Source organism: Streptomyces liliiviolaceus (assembly GCF_018070025.1).
In the GTDB taxonomy this organism is placed as follows: Bacteria; Actinomycetota; Actinomycetes; order Streptomycetales; family Streptomycetaceae; genus Streptomyces; species Streptomyces liliiviolaceus.
Map to the genome: position 1 here is coordinate 5,830,920 of NZ_JAGPYQ010000001.1, position 16,895 is coordinate 5,847,814.

Here is a 16,895-nt window from a genome sequence, read left to right on the forward strand (position 1 = left end):
TTCCCGGTGAGTGCCGCGGGCGGTCCGTCCCCCGTCGTCGCGGGGACGGACCGGAACCGGCCTTCCCGCCCTCAGAACTCGCGGTCGATGCCGGTCACGAAGGCGGGGCCCAGCGGGGCGTCCTTCTCGGGGAAGCCGCTGTCGCGCAGGGCCCGCGAGATCAGCCGGACCGCTTCGGCCTCGGCGCTCGCCTGGTCCGACGCCTCGACCTCGATCCGGGCGGAGAACATGCCGCCCTCCTCGACCGTCAGCAGGCTCAGCTCCTCGCTCTCCCCCAGGTCCGTGTTCTTGGGGTCCCGGGGGCGGAGCCTGCGCTCGATGTCGGCGCGCGCGGCGTCCTCGACACCGTTGACGAACGTGCCGGGGACGGTGATGACGTACGTGGTCATGGGACTCCTTACGAGGCTGCGCCGGGTCGTCGAGGGCGGGTACGAACGCACGTGGCAGGTCGCACGCGGTGACATCCGCGGTTGTCCTGATCCCATGCAGTCGCTCCCTCGACCGGATCAGCTCCGTGTTCTGCTCCGCGAGCTGTCCGGTCCGTCTCGCCCGGCTCGTATGTGATCCACGTTCCACGTTCCCCTCCTTCGGCGGGAAATGCGGACTGTCCCGCGCGGCGGGCCGGCAAGGCACCCGACCAGCCTCTTTTCGCCGCGCCTCGTGCGTCGCGGTGTCAGGGCCGGGTGAATCGGGGAACAGCAGTCCCCACCGGACGCCCACGGTTCGCGTACACCCCGGTAGCCTCATCGAATTCACGCGCGCAGTGCCTCTCCCGGGTGCAGGCGGGGGGCCTCGTGGCGCATTCTTGCTGTGTCAGCCACCCGGGCGGCGCACGGACGAGGTAGGGCCGATGACTGGGAGAGCCGAGCACGAGACCCGGATCCCCGGACGCCTGGACCCGCTGCTCACCGGGATCACCACCGAGGCGATCAGCGCGGCCGGCGGCTTCGCGGGCGGGGTGTACCTGCGCTCCCGCACACCGGGGCTGCTGCGGCTGGCCGTGCTCTCCGGGCTGCCGGGACCGCTGTTCCGCCCCTGGTGGCGGCTGCACGTGGACCGCAGGTTCCCGGTGGCGGACGCCTTCCGGCTGGGCGTCCAGGTGGTGCTCCCGGACGCGACAGAAACGATGCGCCGCTATCCCCAGTTCGCGGCGAGCCTGCCGTTCCAGTTCGGCTCCCTGTACGTGCCGGTCGTGGGCGGGTCGACGACGTACGGCGTGCTGACCCTCCTGCGGCCCCCGGCCTCGGACGCCACCGAGGTGCTGCCCGACCGTGACCGCATGGCGCAGCTGGCCGAGGACCTGGGACAGGCCCTGTGGAAGCTGGAGGAGGACGGCGAGCCGGACATCGCCTGGGACGGCGAACCGCTCTGCGTACGCCCACCGGCCACGCATCCGCCCACCGGGCGCATCGGACGGTTCACCTGGGACCCGGTGTCCGACGTGGTGACCGCGGACAGCCGTCTGCACGCCCTGCTCGGCGTGGCGCCGGGCAAGTGCACGGACACCCCGCAGGCGCTCGCGGACGCCGTGGCCGCCGCCGACTCCCATCAGATCCTGACCGCCTTACGGGAGACCGCCGCGGGAAGACCGCCACCCCTTCCCCTGCCGGTGCACGCGTCCGACGGCGGCCTGCGGCTGCTGGAGCTGTGGAACCCGGAGGACACGGCCGTGTCGCCCGGCCCGTGCGCGGTCCGGGGCCTCGTCCTCGACCCGGACATCGGGTCGGCGGCGGACGGAGCGGCCGACCTGCTCCCCGAGGGGGTGTTCTGCCTCGACCGGCTGGGGCTCATCGTCTACGCGAACGAGCAGGCCGCCCGGCTCCTGGGCCGCCCGCGAAAGCGCCTCCTGGGCCGTCCCCTGGGCGAGGAGGTGCCCTGGCTGGAGCGCTCCGCCTACGAGGACCATCTGCGCGAGGCACTGCTGTCGCTGGAGCCGGTCCACTTCCACGTCGTACGGCCCCTGCGGTACAGCGAGGACTCTCCTCCGGGATTCCACGGGGGCGGTGACTGGCTGGCGGTCTCCGTCTATCCCGGGCCCGACATCCTGACCTGCACCGTCGTACCCGCCAACCGGATGGCCGACCCGGTTCCCGAACGCACTCCCCCGGCCGAGGGGCCCTCGGCGACCGGCTTGCCCCTGCCCGACGGGGCGGCCGCCAAGGTCACCTCCATGGCACCGCTGTACCGGCCGATCGTCCTCGCGATCGCGCTGACCGAGGCGGTCACCGCGCGCCAGGTGTCCGCGGTCGTCATGCAGGAGCTGCTGCCGGCCTTCGGGGGCGGCCGGCTCGCCATCTATCTGCTCCAGGACCGGCACCTCTACCTGGCCTGGGAGACGGGCTTCCCCCAGGGATTCCTCGCGCCGTTCGAGGGCGTCGGCCTCGACGCGCGGCTGCCGGGGGTGGAGACCCTCACCAGTGGCCGCCCGCTCTTCTTCGAGTCGATGCAGCAGCTCGCCACCGCCTACCCGGGCGTCCCCCTCGACGCGACCGAGGGCTCCCGCGCCTTCCTGCCCCTGATCGCCTCGGGGCGGCCGGTCGGCTCCTGCATCCTGGGCTTCGACCGCCCCCGCGGTTTCAGCACCGAGGAACGCACGGTGCTCACGGCCCTCGCCGGGCTGATCGCGCACGCCATGGAGAAGGCGCAGCGCTACGACACCGAGGCCGCCCTCGCCCGGGGCCTTCAGCAGGCGCTCCTCCCCCGGCGCCTCTCCGCCCATCCGCGGGTGGAGACGGTCGGGCGCTATCTGCCGGGCACCCAGGGGATGGAGGTGGGAGGGGACTGGTACGACGTCGTCGAGTCGGGCGACGGGCTCGCGCTGGTCATCGGCGACGTGCAGGGGCACGGTGTCCAGGCCGCCGCCACGATGGGCCAACTGCGCAGCGCCGTACGGGCCTTCGCACTCGGCGACCGGCCGCCGGACGAGGTCATGAGCGGCACCAACCATCTGCTGATCGACCTCGACCCCGGTCTGTTCGCCAGTTGCTGCTATCTCCGCCTCGATCCGCTCACCGGTCGGGCACGGGTGGCCAGGGCCGGTCATCCGCCGCCGATCCTGCGCTTCCCGGACGGCCGTACGCATGTCCTGGAGATCCCCGGCGGTGTCGTCCTCGGGGTCGATCCGGACGCCCGGTACCCGGTGACGGAACTTCAGCTGGAGCCCGGCGCGATCCTCGCGCTCTACACGGACGGCCTGGTCGAGACGCCCGGCGTCGACATCGACGAGGGCATCACCGCGCTGCGCGTAGCCCTGGCCCGGGCGGGCTCCCCCGCCGGCCGCCCCGGGGGCCGGTCGCTCGCGGGGGTCGCCGACCGGCTCACCGCGAAGGCCCGCCATGTGGCCAACCGCCCGGACGACATAGCGCTCCTGCTCGCCACCCGCCGCGCGAAGCCCGACCGCAACCGCTGACCGCCCGACCGCCACCGCCGATCGCCCGACCTCCTCGACCGATCGCCCGGTCACCCGCGCCGGGACGGGCCCTCATCGGCGCGGCGGGCCCTTCGTCGCGCGGCCGAGGCGTACGGGGACTCCCGGTGAGTACAGCACGCTCACCGGGTCCCCGGTCGGCGCGGGCAGACCGGCCGAGGCGACGAGGTTCTCCTCGCACTCGACCAGCGTCGCGCGATGCAGGGGCCAGCGCGGATGGTCGTTCGGCAGGAACCCGGCGTCGCCGAAGAACGGCTTGTGCATGCCCCAGCGGGCGGTCAGGAAGTGTTCGAGGCCGGTCGGTTCCGCTATCCGCTCCCCCGGCCTGACGACCAGGCGGCTGTGGGCGCCCCGTGGGCCCGGCAGGCGTCGCGCGCTGGTGTAGCCGACCGTGTCCTCGCCGGTCCGCACGGACATGCGGGACCAGACGTACGGCAGGCGGAAGCCGAGGCGGCCCATGAGCACCGGTACGAGCCGGGAGGCGTCCATGGACCGGAAGACCACCCCGCGCCGCCCGTACTCGTCCACCGAGTACAGCCGCACGTTGGTCTCCGGGAACGAGCCGAAGTAGGGCACGCCGGGCAGCCGCAGCCAGCCCACCCGGTGCATACGGAAGGCGACCAGGCCGACGTAGGTGACGCCGTCGAAGGTGTCGGGGACGGTTCCCGCCGGCAGCAGTCCCGCCACGGCCGCCGGGTCCACGGCCCAGTGCACGAAGGTCAGGTCGAGCCACTGCTGGGTGAGCAGCGGACGGCGCAGGACGACCGGGGCGTCGGGCGTGACGGGTTCCGGCTCGGAGGAAATGATCGACACGGGCGCCAGCATCGCAGGGCCGTGCTCCGGACATGGTGAGAACCCGTGCCGTGTGACGCGTCTGGCACGGGGCGGCTCGGTGCGGGACGGCCGACGTCAGACGTCGGTGGGCAGACCGCTCGCCTCCGCGATGCCGCGCAGTTCCTCGTCCTGGCGCTGGCGCTCACCGATGAAGTCGGCGATCTCCTGGCACCGGGCGGGATCGGCCGCGGTGCCCGAGTCCGTCACGACCCTGACGGGGCCGCCCCCCTCGGTCTCGATCTCGACGATCTGGTTGTCCATGCGCCCGGTGACGGCGACCGCCACGACGAGGGACGCCTCGTCACGGACCTCCTGCGAGACCTTGGAACCCTCCTCGCCGTCGAGGCTCAGCTCGATGGGTCCGGCGCGTTGCTCCTGCATCGCTTCGAGCACGGGTTCGACCATGCGCAGCAGCATCGCGTAGTCGGTCGGGTTCATACGGACACGCAGCAGATCGAGGTAAAGGTCCACGGGGCGGCTTTCCGGCGGGAACTCTGATTCAGTCATGGGACTCGACTTCCCCAATGTGGGCAATGTGATCGCATCTGCGTCCAGAATGGTGGATCTCAGCGCTCACCGCCGCTCGAAGCACCCGCCCCTCGCACATACGTGCGTTTCAACGGCCCGGTTCACACACCCCGGCGGATCCTGGCGGCCTTGCGGGCCTCCGCCGTCTGACGCGCCTCGGCCGTCCTGCGGGACTCGCCGCCGGACCGGCCCGGGCGGGTGCCCATGCCGCGGAAGGGGGCGCCGCCGCGCGGGGAACGCTCCGCCGTCTGGCCGCTCCCGGCGACGGGGACACCGGAGGGCTTCCGCGCGCCGGTGATCCGGCTCAGCTCGGCCTCGCCGGAGCGGACCTGGGTGACCTGCGGGCGGATACGGGCGTCGGACATCAGCCGGGTCATGTCGCGGCGCTGATTGGGCACGACCAGCGTGACGACACTGCCGGACTCGCCCGCCCGGGCCGTACGGCCGCCGCGGTGCAGATAGTCCTTGTGGTCGCCGGGCGGATCGACGTTGACGACGAGGTCGAGATCGTCGACGTGGATGCCGCGGGCCGCGACGTTGGTCGCCACCAGTACGGTGACCGCGCCGCTCTTGAACTGCGCGAGGGTGCGGTTTCGCTGCGGCTGCGACTTGCCGCCGTGCAGGGCCGCGGCCTTCACGCCGCTGCCGAGCAGGTGCTTGGTGAACTGGTCGACGGCGTGCTTGGTGTCGAGGAACATCAGCACGCGCCCGTCGCGGGCGGCGATCTCGGTGGCGGTGGCGTACTTGTCGGCCCCGTGCACGTACAGCACGTGGTGCTCCATCGTGGTGACGGCGCCGGCCGACGGGTCGACCGAGTGGACCACCGGGTCGTGGAGGTAGCCGCGGACCAGGAGGTCGATGTTGCGGTCCAGGGTGGCCGAGAACAGCATCCGCTGGCCCTCGGGCTTCACCAGGTCGAGGAGGGTGGTGACCTGGGGCATGAAGCCCATGTCGGCCATCTGGTCCGCCTCGTCCAGGACCGTGATGGCGACCCGGTCCAGCCGGCAGTCCTTGCGCTCGACGAGGTCCGTGAGACGGCCGGGGGTCGCGACGACGACCTCGGCGCCGGAACGCAGCGCACCGGCCTGCCGGCCGATCGACATGCCGCCGACCACGGTGGCCATCCGCAGCTTCAGCGCCCGGGCGTACGGCGTGAGCGCGTCGGTGACCTGCTGGGCCAGCTCGCGGGTGGGGACGAGGACCAGGGCGAGCGGCTTCTTCGGCTCGGCACGCCGTCCGGCGGTGCGCACGAGGAGGGCCAGACCGAAGGCGAGCGTCTTGCCCGAGCCGGTGCGGCCGCGGCCCAGTACATCGCGGCCCGCGAGGGAGTTGGGCAGCGTGGCGGCCTGGATCGGGAAGGGCTCCTCCACGCCGAGGCCGGTGAGCGTCTCCAGCAGCTCGGCGGGCAGGCCCAGTTCGGCGAAGGTCGACACCGCCGGAAGGGCGGGGGTGAGGGTGGCCGGCGGTGCGAACTCACCCTGCACGGCCGCGGGCCGCCGTCCGCCGCCGCCGGAGCGGCCGACGGGACGGCCCTGGCTCTGCGAGCGGGACCGGCCGGAGCCGCCGAAGCCGTCTTTACGGTTGTTGGAGAAACGATCATTCGTACGAGCTGAGCGGTTCATGAAGAACCTTCCTCGATATGGCACGTATCGAGGAATTCTCGGCATGTACGAGCCGAACGAATTGCAAGAACGAGCCGGAAGCAAGATAAAAGCAGGCCTGCCCAGCCGACGCGGCACACCGGGAAACGGTGTCGGGCGGCGGGAATCCCGGAATGGAGACCGGGGCGGATCAAAAGGCCGGATCGGGGGTGCGGAGAACGCGTGGACCGGACCGGCCGTCGGTGGGCCCGAGGGGCGATCCCCCAGGCGTTTGAAAAAGCAACAAGCTGGGGCCCCACACCAAGTGGGACCCCAGCCGCGTTGCGCGCTACAGCATCAGGCAGGGACGATGTTCTCCGCCTGCGGGCCCTTCTGGCCCTGCGTGACGTCGAAGGTCACCTTCTGGCCCTCCTGGAGCTCGCGGAAGCCCTGGGTGGCGATGTTCGAGTAGTGGGCGAAGACGTCGGGGCCGCCGCCGTCCTGCTCGATGAAGCCGAAGCCCTTTTCCGAGTTGAACCACTTCACGGTTCCACTAGCCATGTCATATCCCTTTCGGGGCAGTACCCGGGGGCCCGCACTGTGTGGACCCCTGTGACGCCGCAATTGACCCCGTCCGGAATGGAACGCCGGAAATACAAAAGTGCCCGACGAATACGAATTCGCCTGCGGCACTTGAAGTGTGCGGGAACTACAACTGCAACTGGATCAAGCCTATCACGGAGGGCCCCTCGGGCAACGGCACAGCCGCACCACCGGAAAACCGTTACCGACGGGCCACCGGCCCTTCCGAAGACCTCGGCCGGCCCTCCCGAAGACCTCACAGAGCGCTCCGCGCGAAGCGGGTGGCGGGGTCCGTGCAGGACTATGGAAACTGACGACTCGTCAGGTTACGCTCCGCGCATGATTCCCACGGTGGTCTGGGGTACCGGCAATGTCGGCCGCGCCGCGATCCGTGCGGTCGAGGCGCATCCGGCGCTCGATCTCGCGGCGGTGCTCGTCCACAGCCCCGACAAGGTCGGGCGCGACGCGGGCGAGCTCGGCGGTCTCGGCCGGGGCCTCGGCGTCACGGCGACCGACGACATCGACGCCGTCCTGGCTGCGACCCCCGGGGCCGTCGTGTACGCGGCCTCGGGCGACGTCCGGCCCGACGAGGCGCTGGCCGACATCGGCAGGGCGATCCGCGGCGGCGCCGTGGTCGTCACCCCTTCGCTGTATCCGCTCTACGACCAGCGCAACGCCCCGCCCGAGTTCCGTGACCCCGTGCTGGCCGCCGTCGCGGACGGCGGCGGGTCGCTGTTCGTCTCCGGCGTCGACCCCGGCTGGGGCAACGACGTCCTGCCCCTGCTGATGAGCGGTCTCGGCACGGTCGTCGACGGCATCCGCTGCCAGGAGATCTTCGACTACTCCACGTACGAGCAGGAGGAGTCGGTGCGGTTCCTGGTCGGGATGGGGCAGCCGATGGACTACGAGCCGCTGATGCTCGCCCCGTCGATCCCGACCATGGTGTGGGGCGGGCAGATACGGCTGATGGCCCGCGCGCTGGGCGTCGAGATCGACGAGATCCGCGAGACCCTGCAGCGCCGCCCGCTCGACACCACGGTGAGCACCCGGACGATGGGCGAGTTCGCGGCCGGCACCCAGGGCGCGGTGCGCTTCGAGGTGCAGGGCATCGTCGGGGGCGAGCCCCGGATCGTGATCGAGCACGTCACCCGGATCCACCCGTCCTGCGCGCCGGACTGGCCGGTTCCGCCGAACGGCGACGGGGCCCATCGCGTGATCGTCGAGGGCCGCCCGCGCATCGAGATCACCGTCGAGGCGACCGACGAGGGCGAGAACCGGTCGGCGGGCGGGAACGCCACGGCGGTCGGCCGGCTGGTGGGCGCGATCGAGTGGCTCGTGACCGCGGAGCCCGGGCTGTACGACGCGCTCGACGTCCCGCTGCTTCCGGCGGTCGGAAGGCTCGGCAGGAAGTGACACCGCGCACGCGAAGGAGTCCCGGATGAACGTCGACATTCCCGAGGGCAGGAACGCGATCGAATACGTGTGGGGCGACCTGGTCCCCGGTATCGGGCCCGCCGCCGCGAACTTCTCGCTGGCCGTCTACGCCCATACGACCCTGGGGCTGCGCGAGTTCGAGGCCGCGCGGCTGCGGATCGCGCAGATCAACGGCTGTCTCTTCTGCCTCGACTGGCGGACCGAACGGGACGGGGTCAAGGTCGAGGAGGAGTTCGCCGACGCGGTGGCGAAGTGGCGTACGACCGACGCCTTCGACGAGCGCACCCGGCTGGCCGCCGAGTACGCGGAGCGGTACGCACTGGACCATCACGGCCTCGACGAGGAGTTCTGGGACCGGATGACCGCGCACTACGACCAGGCCCAGATCGTGGAGCTGACCATGAGCCTCGGGTCGTGGCTGGCGTTCGGGCGGCTCAACCGCGTCCTCGGGCTCGACGCCATGTGCGTACTGCCGGGGCACTGAGCCGCCGTTCCGGGACCGTCCGGTGGTCCGGGCGGCCCCGGCTGCGTACCCCTGCCGTCGCTACAGGTCCGCGGCGATGATCGCTTCGATGTTGCGTTCCGCGAGCGCCGTGATCGTGACGAACGGGTTGACGCTGGTGTTGCCCGGGATGAGCGCGCCGTCGATGACGTACAGACCCGGATGTCCTTGCAGGCGGCCATAGTTGTCCGTCGCCTTGTTGAGCACCGCGCCCCCGAGGGGGTGGTACGTGAGGTGGTCGCCCCAGATCTTGTAGGTGCCGAACAGGTCGGTCCGGTAGATCGTGCCCTCCTTGGCGTTGATCTTGTCGAAGATCGTCTTGGCCATGTCGATGGACGGCTGCTTCCAGGCCGTCTGCCAGTTGAGGTCGACGTTGCCCGTCCCGGCGTTGTACGAGAACTGGGCGCGGTTGGGGTTCTTGGTGATCGACAGATAGAAGGAGGCGTAGGTCTCGATGCCGGTGGGCAGGGGCGCCACCTCGGCGAACGCGCCGCCCGCGGCCCAGTTGTCGATGCCGGAGCACGGGATGGACGACTGCACGGCGCCGGTGGGGTCCCACAGATGGTTGGCGCGCCCGCACATCACGTTGCCGTTGTCGCCCCAGCCCTTGCCGACCTCGCTGTTGAGGCCGGGCAGGGCGCCGGTGGCCTTCAGTCTGACCAGGAGCTTGCTGGTGCCGACGCTGCCGGCCGCGAAGAACACCCGGTCCGCGGTGACGGTCTTGGTGGCCGTGGTGCCGCCGGTGGTGTTGAGCTGGTCGATGACGACGGTGTAGCCGCCGCCGGAGGCCGGGGCGACCGAGGTGACCTTGTGCAGGGGTGAGACGGCGACCCGTCCGGTCGCCTTCGCCTTCGCGAGATAGGTCTTCTGCAGGGACTTCTTGCCGTAGTTGTTGCCATAGAGGATCTCGCCCGCGAGTGCGGACTTCGGTACGGTCCCGGCGGCCTCCTGCTCCATGTAGTCCCAGTCGTACACGTCGGGCACGAAGACGAACGGGAAGCCCGAACGCTCCGCGTGCTTACGGCCGACCCGCGCGTACTGGTAGCAGTCGGCGGTCTCGAACCAGGTCGGGTCGACCGTGGCGACCCCGAGGCCCGCGTTGGCGCGCGGGTAGTAGACGGAGTACATCTGGGCGGCGTCGACCGACGGCAGGACGGCGGCGAAGTTCTCCCGCTTCGGAGTGACCGCCATGCCTCCGTTGACCAGCGAACCGCCGCCCACGCCGCGTCCCTGGTAGACGATGATGCCGCCCATCTCCTCGGCGTCCAGGATGCCGGTGTAGCGCGGGACGTCCTTGTCGATGGGGAAGCCGAGGAAGTTGCTGAGCGGCTGCTTCGTCCTGGTGCGCAGCCAGTAGGACCGGTAGTCGGGGCTCGTCGTGTTGGCGAAGATCTTGCCGTCGGAGCCGGGGGTGTCCCAGGCCATGCCCATCTCGATCATGTGGACGTCGACGCCCGCCTGGGCCAGGCGCAGGGCGGCCACCGAGCCGCCGTAGCCGGTACCGATCACGAGGGCGGGCACATGCGCCCCCGGTTCGATCACCGCCGCCGCGGCCGAGGTGGCGGCGTGCGCCGGGGTCAACTGCCCGGCGAGCGCGGCCGAGCCGAGAAAAGAACCAGTTCCAGTGATGAATCTTCGCCGGGACACACCTCTCAGGCCCGTCCCACGTGGGGAATCGTCGTTCATGCGCGGCTCCTCACTCTCATAGAGTGAAACGGGTTCTACTGGCACTCCCGTGAGAAGTCACGCCATACCTTGAGGTAACTTTCAAACGATCACATACGGGGCATCACGTATCGCGCAGCAGGCGTCTGGCGGTCAGCGCGAGGCTGAACTCGACCATGTCCGCGGGGCGGGCGAGCGAGCGCCCGGTCAACTGCTCGCACCGCTTCAGCCGGTTGAGGACGGTGTTGCGATGGCAGTACAGCCGGGCGCTCGCCCGCTGTGCCGAGCCGTCGCAGTCGAGCCACGCGGCCAGGGTGTCCAGCAGGATGTCGCGGTCGGACGGCTCAAGGCGCAGCAGCGGCCCGAGGACCCGCGCGGCCAGCGCGCCGCCCAGCTCCGGGCACGACATCACGAGCGCGGCCGGCAACTGCTCGGCCAGCCGTACGGTGCCGCCGTCGTCCGCGCACATGCTCAGGGCCATGTCCGCCAGCCTGCGGGCGTCGCCCACCGCGGCGAGGCCCGCCACGACGGGTCCGACACCGACCCTCGTTCCCGCCGGCGCGGTCAGTCCCACCGTCGCCTCGTCCTGTTCACCGTCAGGGTCTCCGTCGCCGACCAGGACGATGCAGTGGTCGACCTCCACCCCGGTGTGCCAGTAGACGCGCGCACCGGCCGGGACGACGGCACCTGGCACGGACGTGCGGCCCGCCTGGCGTCCGCCCGCGACGGCGATCACGGCGTACCGGCCCTGTTCCGGCAGGTCCAGGGCCTCGGCCGTCTCTGCGACGTCCGCGATCCGGCTCGTACCGTCGAGCAGGGCGGCGGTCAGCAGACGCACCCGGTGCTCCTGGCGCCAGGCGTGCTGGCGCTCGACCTTGCGGTAGACGTCGGCCACGAGGGTGCAGTGCTCGTCGACGAAGTTCCACACGTCGGCCGCCACATGGACGAGCAGGCGGACGTCCTCGGGGGCGGTCCGTGAGGTCTCCTCGACCAGCGACTGCCAGATCAGGGATCCGCCGAGCCGGAAGGCGTGCAGCAACGCGTCCAGCGGCAGCCCCTGTTCGGCACGCGAGGCACCGATCTTCCACGAGCAGCGCAGTGCGGCGTCCCGGGCGTTCCTCGGGTCGAGCAGCGAGCTGACACTGTGCCTCAGCGAGCGGTGCACCTCCTGCCAGGTGCCCACGGGATCGCTCTCCAGGGTGCTGCGGTAGGCGGGCTCCCTTTCCCGCAGCGCCGCCACCAGCCGGTCGGTCAGCTCCGGGAGGTTGTTCAGGAGCACGCGGGCCGACCGGTGCAGTACGCGCAGGGCGTCGGCGTCGATCAGCGAACGGACCCTCGGGGCACGCGCCGGCGCGGTGGACGGCGGTCCGTGACCGAGTTCGGCTCGGGACCGTACGGCTTGCTGCATCGCGTTCTCCCGGGGCGTCGGCTCGGTTGCTCCGTAGAATGACATACCGTCCAGTCGGTCCCTAGGGTTCTGCGTCGTTCTTTTCCATCGGCCCGTGACAGGCGTCCCGCGTGCCCCTGGGTTTGAGGGGAATCCGGAAGCCGAACGGGAGGAGTTGTGTCATGTATCTGGCACGTGGAGGCGGCGGGGATCCCGAGGGGTGGCTCTGGGCCCTGGGCGCCCTCGCCCTGTACGCGCTGATCAGCTACGCGCTGGCGTACCGGGCGCGCGCACGGCGCGGCTCGGGGCATCCGGCCCATGACGCCCTGCACGACCTCAAGGACCGCGAGGAGCCGCAGACGCCCCGGCAGCGGTTCGTGAGCCGCACGATCATGCTGTGCGGCGGGGCCGTGACCGGTCTGATCGCCTTCACCACCTCGGGCGCGGTGCGGGTGGTGGCGGTCACGGTCATCGCGCTGGTGGCGGTCTCCGTGTGGGCGTACTACGACCACCGGACCGAGAATCCGGCGGCTCGGCGGCGCTGACGTGCTGCTGGTGGGCCGCGGTCAGGGGCCCTTTGGTCGTGTCGCGGGTCAGGGGCCGGGGCCCGGGTCCGGTTCCACGGCGTCGGTGATGCCGGCGCGGGCGGCTTCGAGCTGGGCGGCGAAGGCGACTCCGAGGAAGAGCGCGACCGCGGTGAGGTTGGCCCACAGCAGCAGGGCCACGAACGCGGTGAGCGGGCCGTAGACGGCACCGAACGACCCGCTCCTGGCGACGTACAGCGCCAGCAGCCAGGTGGCCGCGACCCACAGCACCAGATGGACCGCCGAGCCGAAGGCCAGCCAGGTGTAGCCGGGCTGGTCCCGGCGGGGAGCCCAGCGGAAGATCACCGCGGAGGCGACCCACACCAGCACCACGCCCAGGGGCACTTCGAGCGGCCCCCACCAGGCGAGGCCGTCCCGGGACCAGCCGAGGGCCTCCACCACCGACTCCCCCACCGCGTCACCGGCGACCAGGACGAGGAACCCCAGCACGAGGGGCATGCCCGCGGTGAGGGCGAGGAGCAGCGAGCGGCCGTACTTGACCAGGAACGGGCGATCGCGCTCGATGCCGTATATCCGGTTGGCGCCCCGCTCGACCTGGCCCATCGCCGACGCCAGGTTGAGTACGGCGAAGGCGAGGCCCAGCCACATCGCGAGGGCGCCCCAGATTCCGGATCCGGCGCTGCGGGCCGTCTTGTCCAGGGCCTCCTCGACCAGGTCGGCGCTGGCACCGGGCACGATCCGGCCGAGGGTCAGCTCGATGATCCGGCCGATGCTCTCGGTGTGGACGGTGGTGGCGACCCCCACCAGGGCGATGGTGAACGGCACCATGCCGAGGACCACCTGGAAGGCGAGGGAGCGCGCGTTGGTGAAGCCGTCGGCGTAGCGGAAGCGGGAGAACGCGTCCACCAGGAGGCGCCGGCCTCCGTAGCGGCGCAGCGCGGCGAGCGCCTCGTCGCCGGAGAGTTCCTCCCCGATCATGTCCCGGGTCTGCGGGACGTGCACGGCGGTACCCATCGCGGATGTCTCCTCAAGTCGTCCGTCCGGCGACCCGAGCCGAACGGGAGATGATCGCACACACATCCGGCCGCGTCCGGAACGGGCCGGATCCCGGCCGGTTCCGCCATCATGGGGCCGACGCCGTCCGGGGCGCGGAGCCCGAGCCGGCTCCGCGACCCGATTCGCCGTACGGCGCTCCAGCGCCCCCCAGTACCCCCACCACAGCGGAGTCGCACACGCATGGGAACCATCGACGCAACGCCCCGCGCCCGCGCGGAGGGGGCCTCGTGAGCGCGGCCCGCGTTCCGGGGCTGATCCTGCCCGTCGCCTTCTTCTGCGCGTTCGTCGCCGCCGGCTTCTGGTACTGGCGTCACCGCGGCGACTGAGGCCGGCCGCGGTGCTGTCGGCGGGTCAGGCGGCGTACCGGCGGATGCTCCTGAGGAGGTCGTCGATGCTCTGCGGGGTCGTCGCGAAGGAGGTGACGAAGCGGACGACGCCGGGCGCCCAGCGGTCGTGGTAGAAGGCGTAGCCGTCGGCCAGCAGTCCCTCGATGACCTGTTGGGGCAGTCGGCAGAAGAGGATGTTGGCCTCGGCGGCGCCGAGGAGGTCCACCTCAGGTATGGCCTTGACGCCGTCCTGGAGGCGGGCGGCCATGGCGTTGGCGTGGGTCGCGTTGCGCAGCCACAGGTCGTCCGTCAGGTACGCGTCGAGCTGGGCGGCGTGGAAGCGCATCTTGGAGGCGAGCTGTCCGGCCCGCTTGGCGCGGAAGCTCAGTTCGGCGGTGAGGGAGCGGTCGAAGACGACGATCGCCTCGGCGGTCATCGTGCCGTTCTTGGTGGCTCCGAAGGACAGCAGGTCGACACCGGCCCGCCAGGTCAGCTCGGCCGGGGTGGCACCGAGGGCCGCGACGGCTCCGGCGAAGCGGGCGCCGTCCATGTGCAGCCGCAGGCCCGGCTCCTCGGTGATCGAGCCGAGGGTGCGCAGCTCGTCGAGGGAGTAGACGGAGCCGGTCTCGGTGGACTGCGTGAGGCTCACCACGGAGGGTTCCACGCTGTGCACGTCGCCGGCCTTGTTGCGGACGGCCGCGCGGAGTTCGTCCGCGTCGATCTTCGCGTCGTCGCCGCCGAGGGGTACGAGCTTCGCGCCCGCGGTGTAGAACTCCGGTGCCCCGCACTCGTCGTTGTTGATGTGGCTGTCGCGGTGGCACAGGACGCTGCCCCAGGGCGGGGTGAGCGCGGCCAGGCTCAGGGCGTTCGCGGCGGAGCCGGTGGAGACGATCAGGATGTCGACGTCGCGTTCGAAGATCTCGGACAGCTTGCCGCGGACACCGGCCGTGATGCCGTCGGAGCCGTACGGCGAGGCCGGGCCCGCGGCGGCCCGGACCACCGCCTCGACTATCTCCGGGGAGGCGCCGGCCGCGTTGTCGCTGCTGAAGGTACGGGCGGCGGTGGCGGGGGCGCCGGTCGTGCTGTTGCTCATGCCGTGGGTCCTGACTTTCCGTCGAGTGGGGTGCTGGGGTGGGCCGGACGCGCCGGGTCGGCGGCGGTGACGAGCTGGCGCAGGGCCCCGTAATAGACCTCGTGGTCGGTCAGGACGGGCAGGATCGCCGCCACGTCGCCGGTCAGGGCCGGGTAGTCCGCCGGGTCGAGGGAGGCCAGGGCGGTGCGGGTGAGCGCCTGGGTGGCTCCGGGATCGCGGTGGTCCACGAAACTCGCGCTGCCGAGGGTGAGCAGGTAGATCCGCCGGTAGACGGTGATCGCCTCCTGGTGGGTCATCCCGGCCGCGAGGCTGTCGGCGAGCTGCGGCTCGACGAGCCGGGCCAGCAGGTGCGGGCCGAGCCAGGGGCGGGCGCCCCGCAGCGTGGCCAGACCCGGGTGCGCCGACAGCAGGCGGTACAGCGCGGTGAACCGCGTCTCGGTGGCCTCGGCCCAGCCGGTGCCCGGCTCGATCTCGGGCAGCCGGGCGGCCAGGTGGTCGGTGCACAGGTCCAGCAGGCCGGCCAGGTCGGTGCAGCGGCGCTGGAGGGAGGCGAGGGAGATGCCCAGCCGGGCGGCCAGCGCGCGAAAGGTCAGCGCTTCGGGGCCCGACTCGTCGACCAGGCGCAGGGCGGCCTCGGCGATCCGGTCAGGGGTGGCGCGGTCCAGGGACGGGGAGTTCCGTGGCATGCGTGTCAGTGTACGGTACGCCGTATCGAACGTATCCCGCGCGGACGGCCGCAGCCGACGACGGGCACGTGGCGCCGAACGCAGGTGACCCGGTCGCCTCCCCCCAGGAGCGACCGGGTCACGGCGCGCAAGAGCACCGCACCGCGCCGGCACGGACCGTGGGGTTCACCGCCCGTGCCGGCGGGGTTCGTTCACAGGTTCCGCGGAGGCGTCGTGAACGACTCGTCGAAGTCCTCCTCACGGACCACGCTCAGGGCCCAGATGATGAAGCCCGAGAAGGCGATCATCACGATGGACCAGACCGGGTAGTACGGCATGGAGAGGAAGTTGCCGATGATGATGAGGCCGCCGATGGCCATGCCGGCGATCCTCGCCCAGGTCGACGCCTGGAAGAGTCCGATGCTGACGATCACGGCCGCGGCACCCAGGCCGAGATGGATCCAGCCCCATGAGGTCAGGTCGAACTCGAAGATGTAGTTGGGTGTGTTGATGAAGAGGTCGTCCTCGGCGACCGCCATGATCCCCCGGAGTATGTCGAGCACACCCGCGATCATGAGCATGATGGCCGCGAAGATCGTCAGGCCTTCGGCCCAGTGCCGCTTGGCCGAGTGCTGCGTGTGGCCGGCGTGTGTCGCAGTCATACCGATGCCTCGTCTCAGTGTCGTGCGTTGCCGTCAGCGACCGGCCGCCGAGTGCGTGGCGCCCGTCCGTCCCGAGGTGCCGGAGCCGCCCAGCACCAGTTCCTTCGCCCGGTGGAACTCTTCCTCCGTGATGTCGCCGCGGGCCTTGATCTCGGACAGCCGGGCGAGTTCGTCGACGCTGCTCGGCCGGTCCGCGCCGCGGGCGGTCTCCCGGACGTACGAGTCGAAGGCCTGCTGCTGCGCATGTGCCTGCGCCACCTCGCGGTGGCCCATGTTCTTGCCCCGCGCGATGACGTAGACGAAGACGCCGAGGAACGGCAGGAAGACCACGAACGCCAGCCAGCCGGCCTTGCCCCAGCCGTTCATGTCGTCGTCCCGGAAGATGTCGACGATGATCCGGAACAGCAGGACGAACCACATGATCCACAGGAAGAAGACCAGCATGGACCAGAAGACGCTCATGAGCGGATAGTCGTAGGCGAGGTACATGACTTTCCTCCGTCCTGGGCGTGTGCCCAGCCTTTTTCCACCATTTTCAGCGTGCCCGGGTCAAAGCGCGAACGGCCTCACCCGGAGCGGGTGAGAGGACCGGCGCGCATGGCTCGGGAC

16 protein-coding genes are annotated in these 16,895 nt (G+C 71.1%); 4 read left to right on the forward strand and 12 right to left on the reverse strand.

What is annotated here, in order from left to right; translation table 11 throughout:
- Positions 1-71 precede the first annotated feature (71 nt).
- Positions 72-389, reverse strand: coding sequence for a hypothetical protein (locus tag J8N05_RS25390; protein ID WP_210886344.1), 318 nt, complete (start codon positions 387-389; stop codon positions 72-74).
- A gap of 461 nt (positions 390-850) precedes the next feature.
- Between J8N05_RS25390 and J8N05_RS25395 the strand changes: the two genes are divergently transcribed.
- Positions 851-3,409, forward strand: a complete 2,559-nt coding sequence (locus tag J8N05_RS25395; RefSeq protein WP_210886347.1) for a SpoIIE family protein phosphatase — start codon at positions 851-853, stop codon at positions 3,407-3,409.
- Between the two features lie 72 nt (positions 3,410-3,481).
- Here the strand turns inward: J8N05_RS25395 and J8N05_RS25400 are convergent, their stop codons facing one another.
- The 4 genes from J8N05_RS25400 to J8N05_RS25415 form a co-directional block, all read right to left on the reverse strand.
- Complete coding sequence (locus J8N05_RS25400; RefSeq protein ID WP_384274958.1) at positions 3,482-4,240, reverse strand: YqjF family protein; 759 nt, start codon at positions 4,238-4,240, stop codon at positions 3,482-3,484.
- Positions 4,241-4,336: 96 nt separating this feature from the next.
- On the reverse strand, positions 4,337-4,768 hold the full coding sequence (locus tag J8N05_RS25405) for a hypothetical protein (protein WP_210886352.1): 432 nt from the start codon (positions 4,766-4,768) through the stop codon (positions 4,337-4,339).
- A gap of 122 nt (positions 4,769-4,890) precedes the next feature.
- Entirely contained in the window at positions 4,891-6,411 is a 1,521-nt protein-coding gene (locus tag J8N05_RS25410; protein ID WP_210886355.1) for a DEAD/DEAH box helicase, read from the reverse strand.
- Between the two features lie 315 nt (positions 6,412-6,726).
- On the reverse strand, positions 6,727-6,930 hold the full coding sequence (locus J8N05_RS25415) for a cold-shock protein (protein ID WP_107014974.1): 204 nt from the start codon (positions 6,928-6,930) through the stop codon (positions 6,727-6,729).
- Between the two features lie 360 nt (positions 6,931-7,290).
- Here J8N05_RS25415 and J8N05_RS25420 point away from each other — a divergent pair, with 360 nt between their 5' ends.
- Positions 7,291-8,364 (forward strand): NAD(P)H-dependent amine dehydrogenase family protein, encoded by a 1,074-nt coding sequence (locus J8N05_RS25420; RefSeq protein WP_210886357.1) that lies wholly within the window; start codon positions 7,291-7,293, stop codon positions 8,362-8,364.
- 25 nt (positions 8,365-8,389) lie between these two features.
- The gene (locus J8N05_RS25425) at positions 8,390-8,869 is read left to right on the forward strand and encodes a carboxymuconolactone decarboxylase family protein (RefSeq protein ID WP_210886360.1); all 480 of its coding nucleotides are present in this window, start codon (positions 8,390-8,392) and stop codon (positions 8,867-8,869) included.
- Between the two features lie 60 nt (positions 8,870-8,929).
- Here the strand turns inward: J8N05_RS25425 and J8N05_RS25430 are convergent, their stop codons facing one another.
- Both J8N05_RS25430 and J8N05_RS25435 read right to left on the reverse strand, forming a co-directional pair.
- Positions 8,930-10,573, reverse strand: a complete 1,644-nt coding sequence (locus J8N05_RS25430) for a GMC oxidoreductase (protein ID WP_210886363.1) — start codon at positions 10,571-10,573, stop codon at positions 8,930-8,932.
- 103 nt (positions 10,574-10,676) lie between these two features.
- Positions 10,677-11,960, reverse strand: coding sequence for a PucR family transcriptional regulator (locus tag J8N05_RS25435; protein WP_210886365.1), 1,284 nt, complete (start codon positions 11,958-11,960; stop codon positions 10,677-10,679).
- Positions 11,961-12,121: 161 nt separating this feature from the next.
- Between J8N05_RS25435 and J8N05_RS25440 the strand changes: the two genes are divergently transcribed.
- Positions 12,122-12,484, forward strand: coding sequence for a hypothetical protein (locus tag J8N05_RS25440; protein WP_210886367.1), 363 nt, complete (start codon positions 12,122-12,124; stop codon positions 12,482-12,484).
- Positions 12,485-12,532: 48 nt separating this feature from the next.
- On the opposite strand, the gene J8N05_RS25445 is transcribed toward J8N05_RS25440, so the two are convergent.
- The 5 genes from J8N05_RS25445 to J8N05_RS25465 all read right to left on the reverse strand — a co-directional run bounded on the left by J8N05_RS25445 (position 12,533) and on the right by J8N05_RS25465 (position 16,775).
- Positions 12,533-13,498, reverse strand: coding sequence for a YihY/virulence factor BrkB family protein (locus tag J8N05_RS25445; RefSeq protein WP_210886369.1), 966 nt, complete (start codon positions 13,496-13,498; stop codon positions 12,533-12,535).
- Between the two features lie 393 nt (positions 13,499-13,891).
- Positions 13,892-14,959, reverse strand: a complete 1,068-nt coding sequence (locus J8N05_RS25450; RefSeq protein WP_210886371.1) for a threonine aldolase family protein — start codon at positions 14,957-14,959, stop codon at positions 13,892-13,894.
- Positions 14,956-15,645 carry a TetR/AcrR family transcriptional regulator gene (locus tag J8N05_RS25455; RefSeq protein WP_210886373.1) on the reverse strand — a complete coding sequence of 230 codons (690 nt, stop codon included), beginning with the start codon at positions 15,643-15,645 and terminating at the stop codon, positions 14,956-14,958. The genes J8N05_RS25450 and J8N05_RS25455 overlap by 4 nt, the downstream gene beginning before the upstream one ends.
- Before the next feature lie 191 nt (positions 15,646-15,836).
- Positions 15,837-16,286: a DUF7144 family membrane protein gene (locus tag J8N05_RS25460; RefSeq protein WP_210886375.1), complete on the reverse strand. Its 450-nt coding sequence runs from the start codon at positions 16,284-16,286 to the stop codon at positions 15,837-15,839.
- 33 nt (positions 16,287-16,319) lie between these two features.
- Positions 16,320-16,775, reverse strand: a complete 456-nt coding sequence (locus tag J8N05_RS25465; protein WP_210886378.1) for an SHOCT domain-containing protein — start codon at positions 16,773-16,775, stop codon at positions 16,320-16,322.
- Positions 16,776-16,895: the final 120 nt, after the last annotated feature.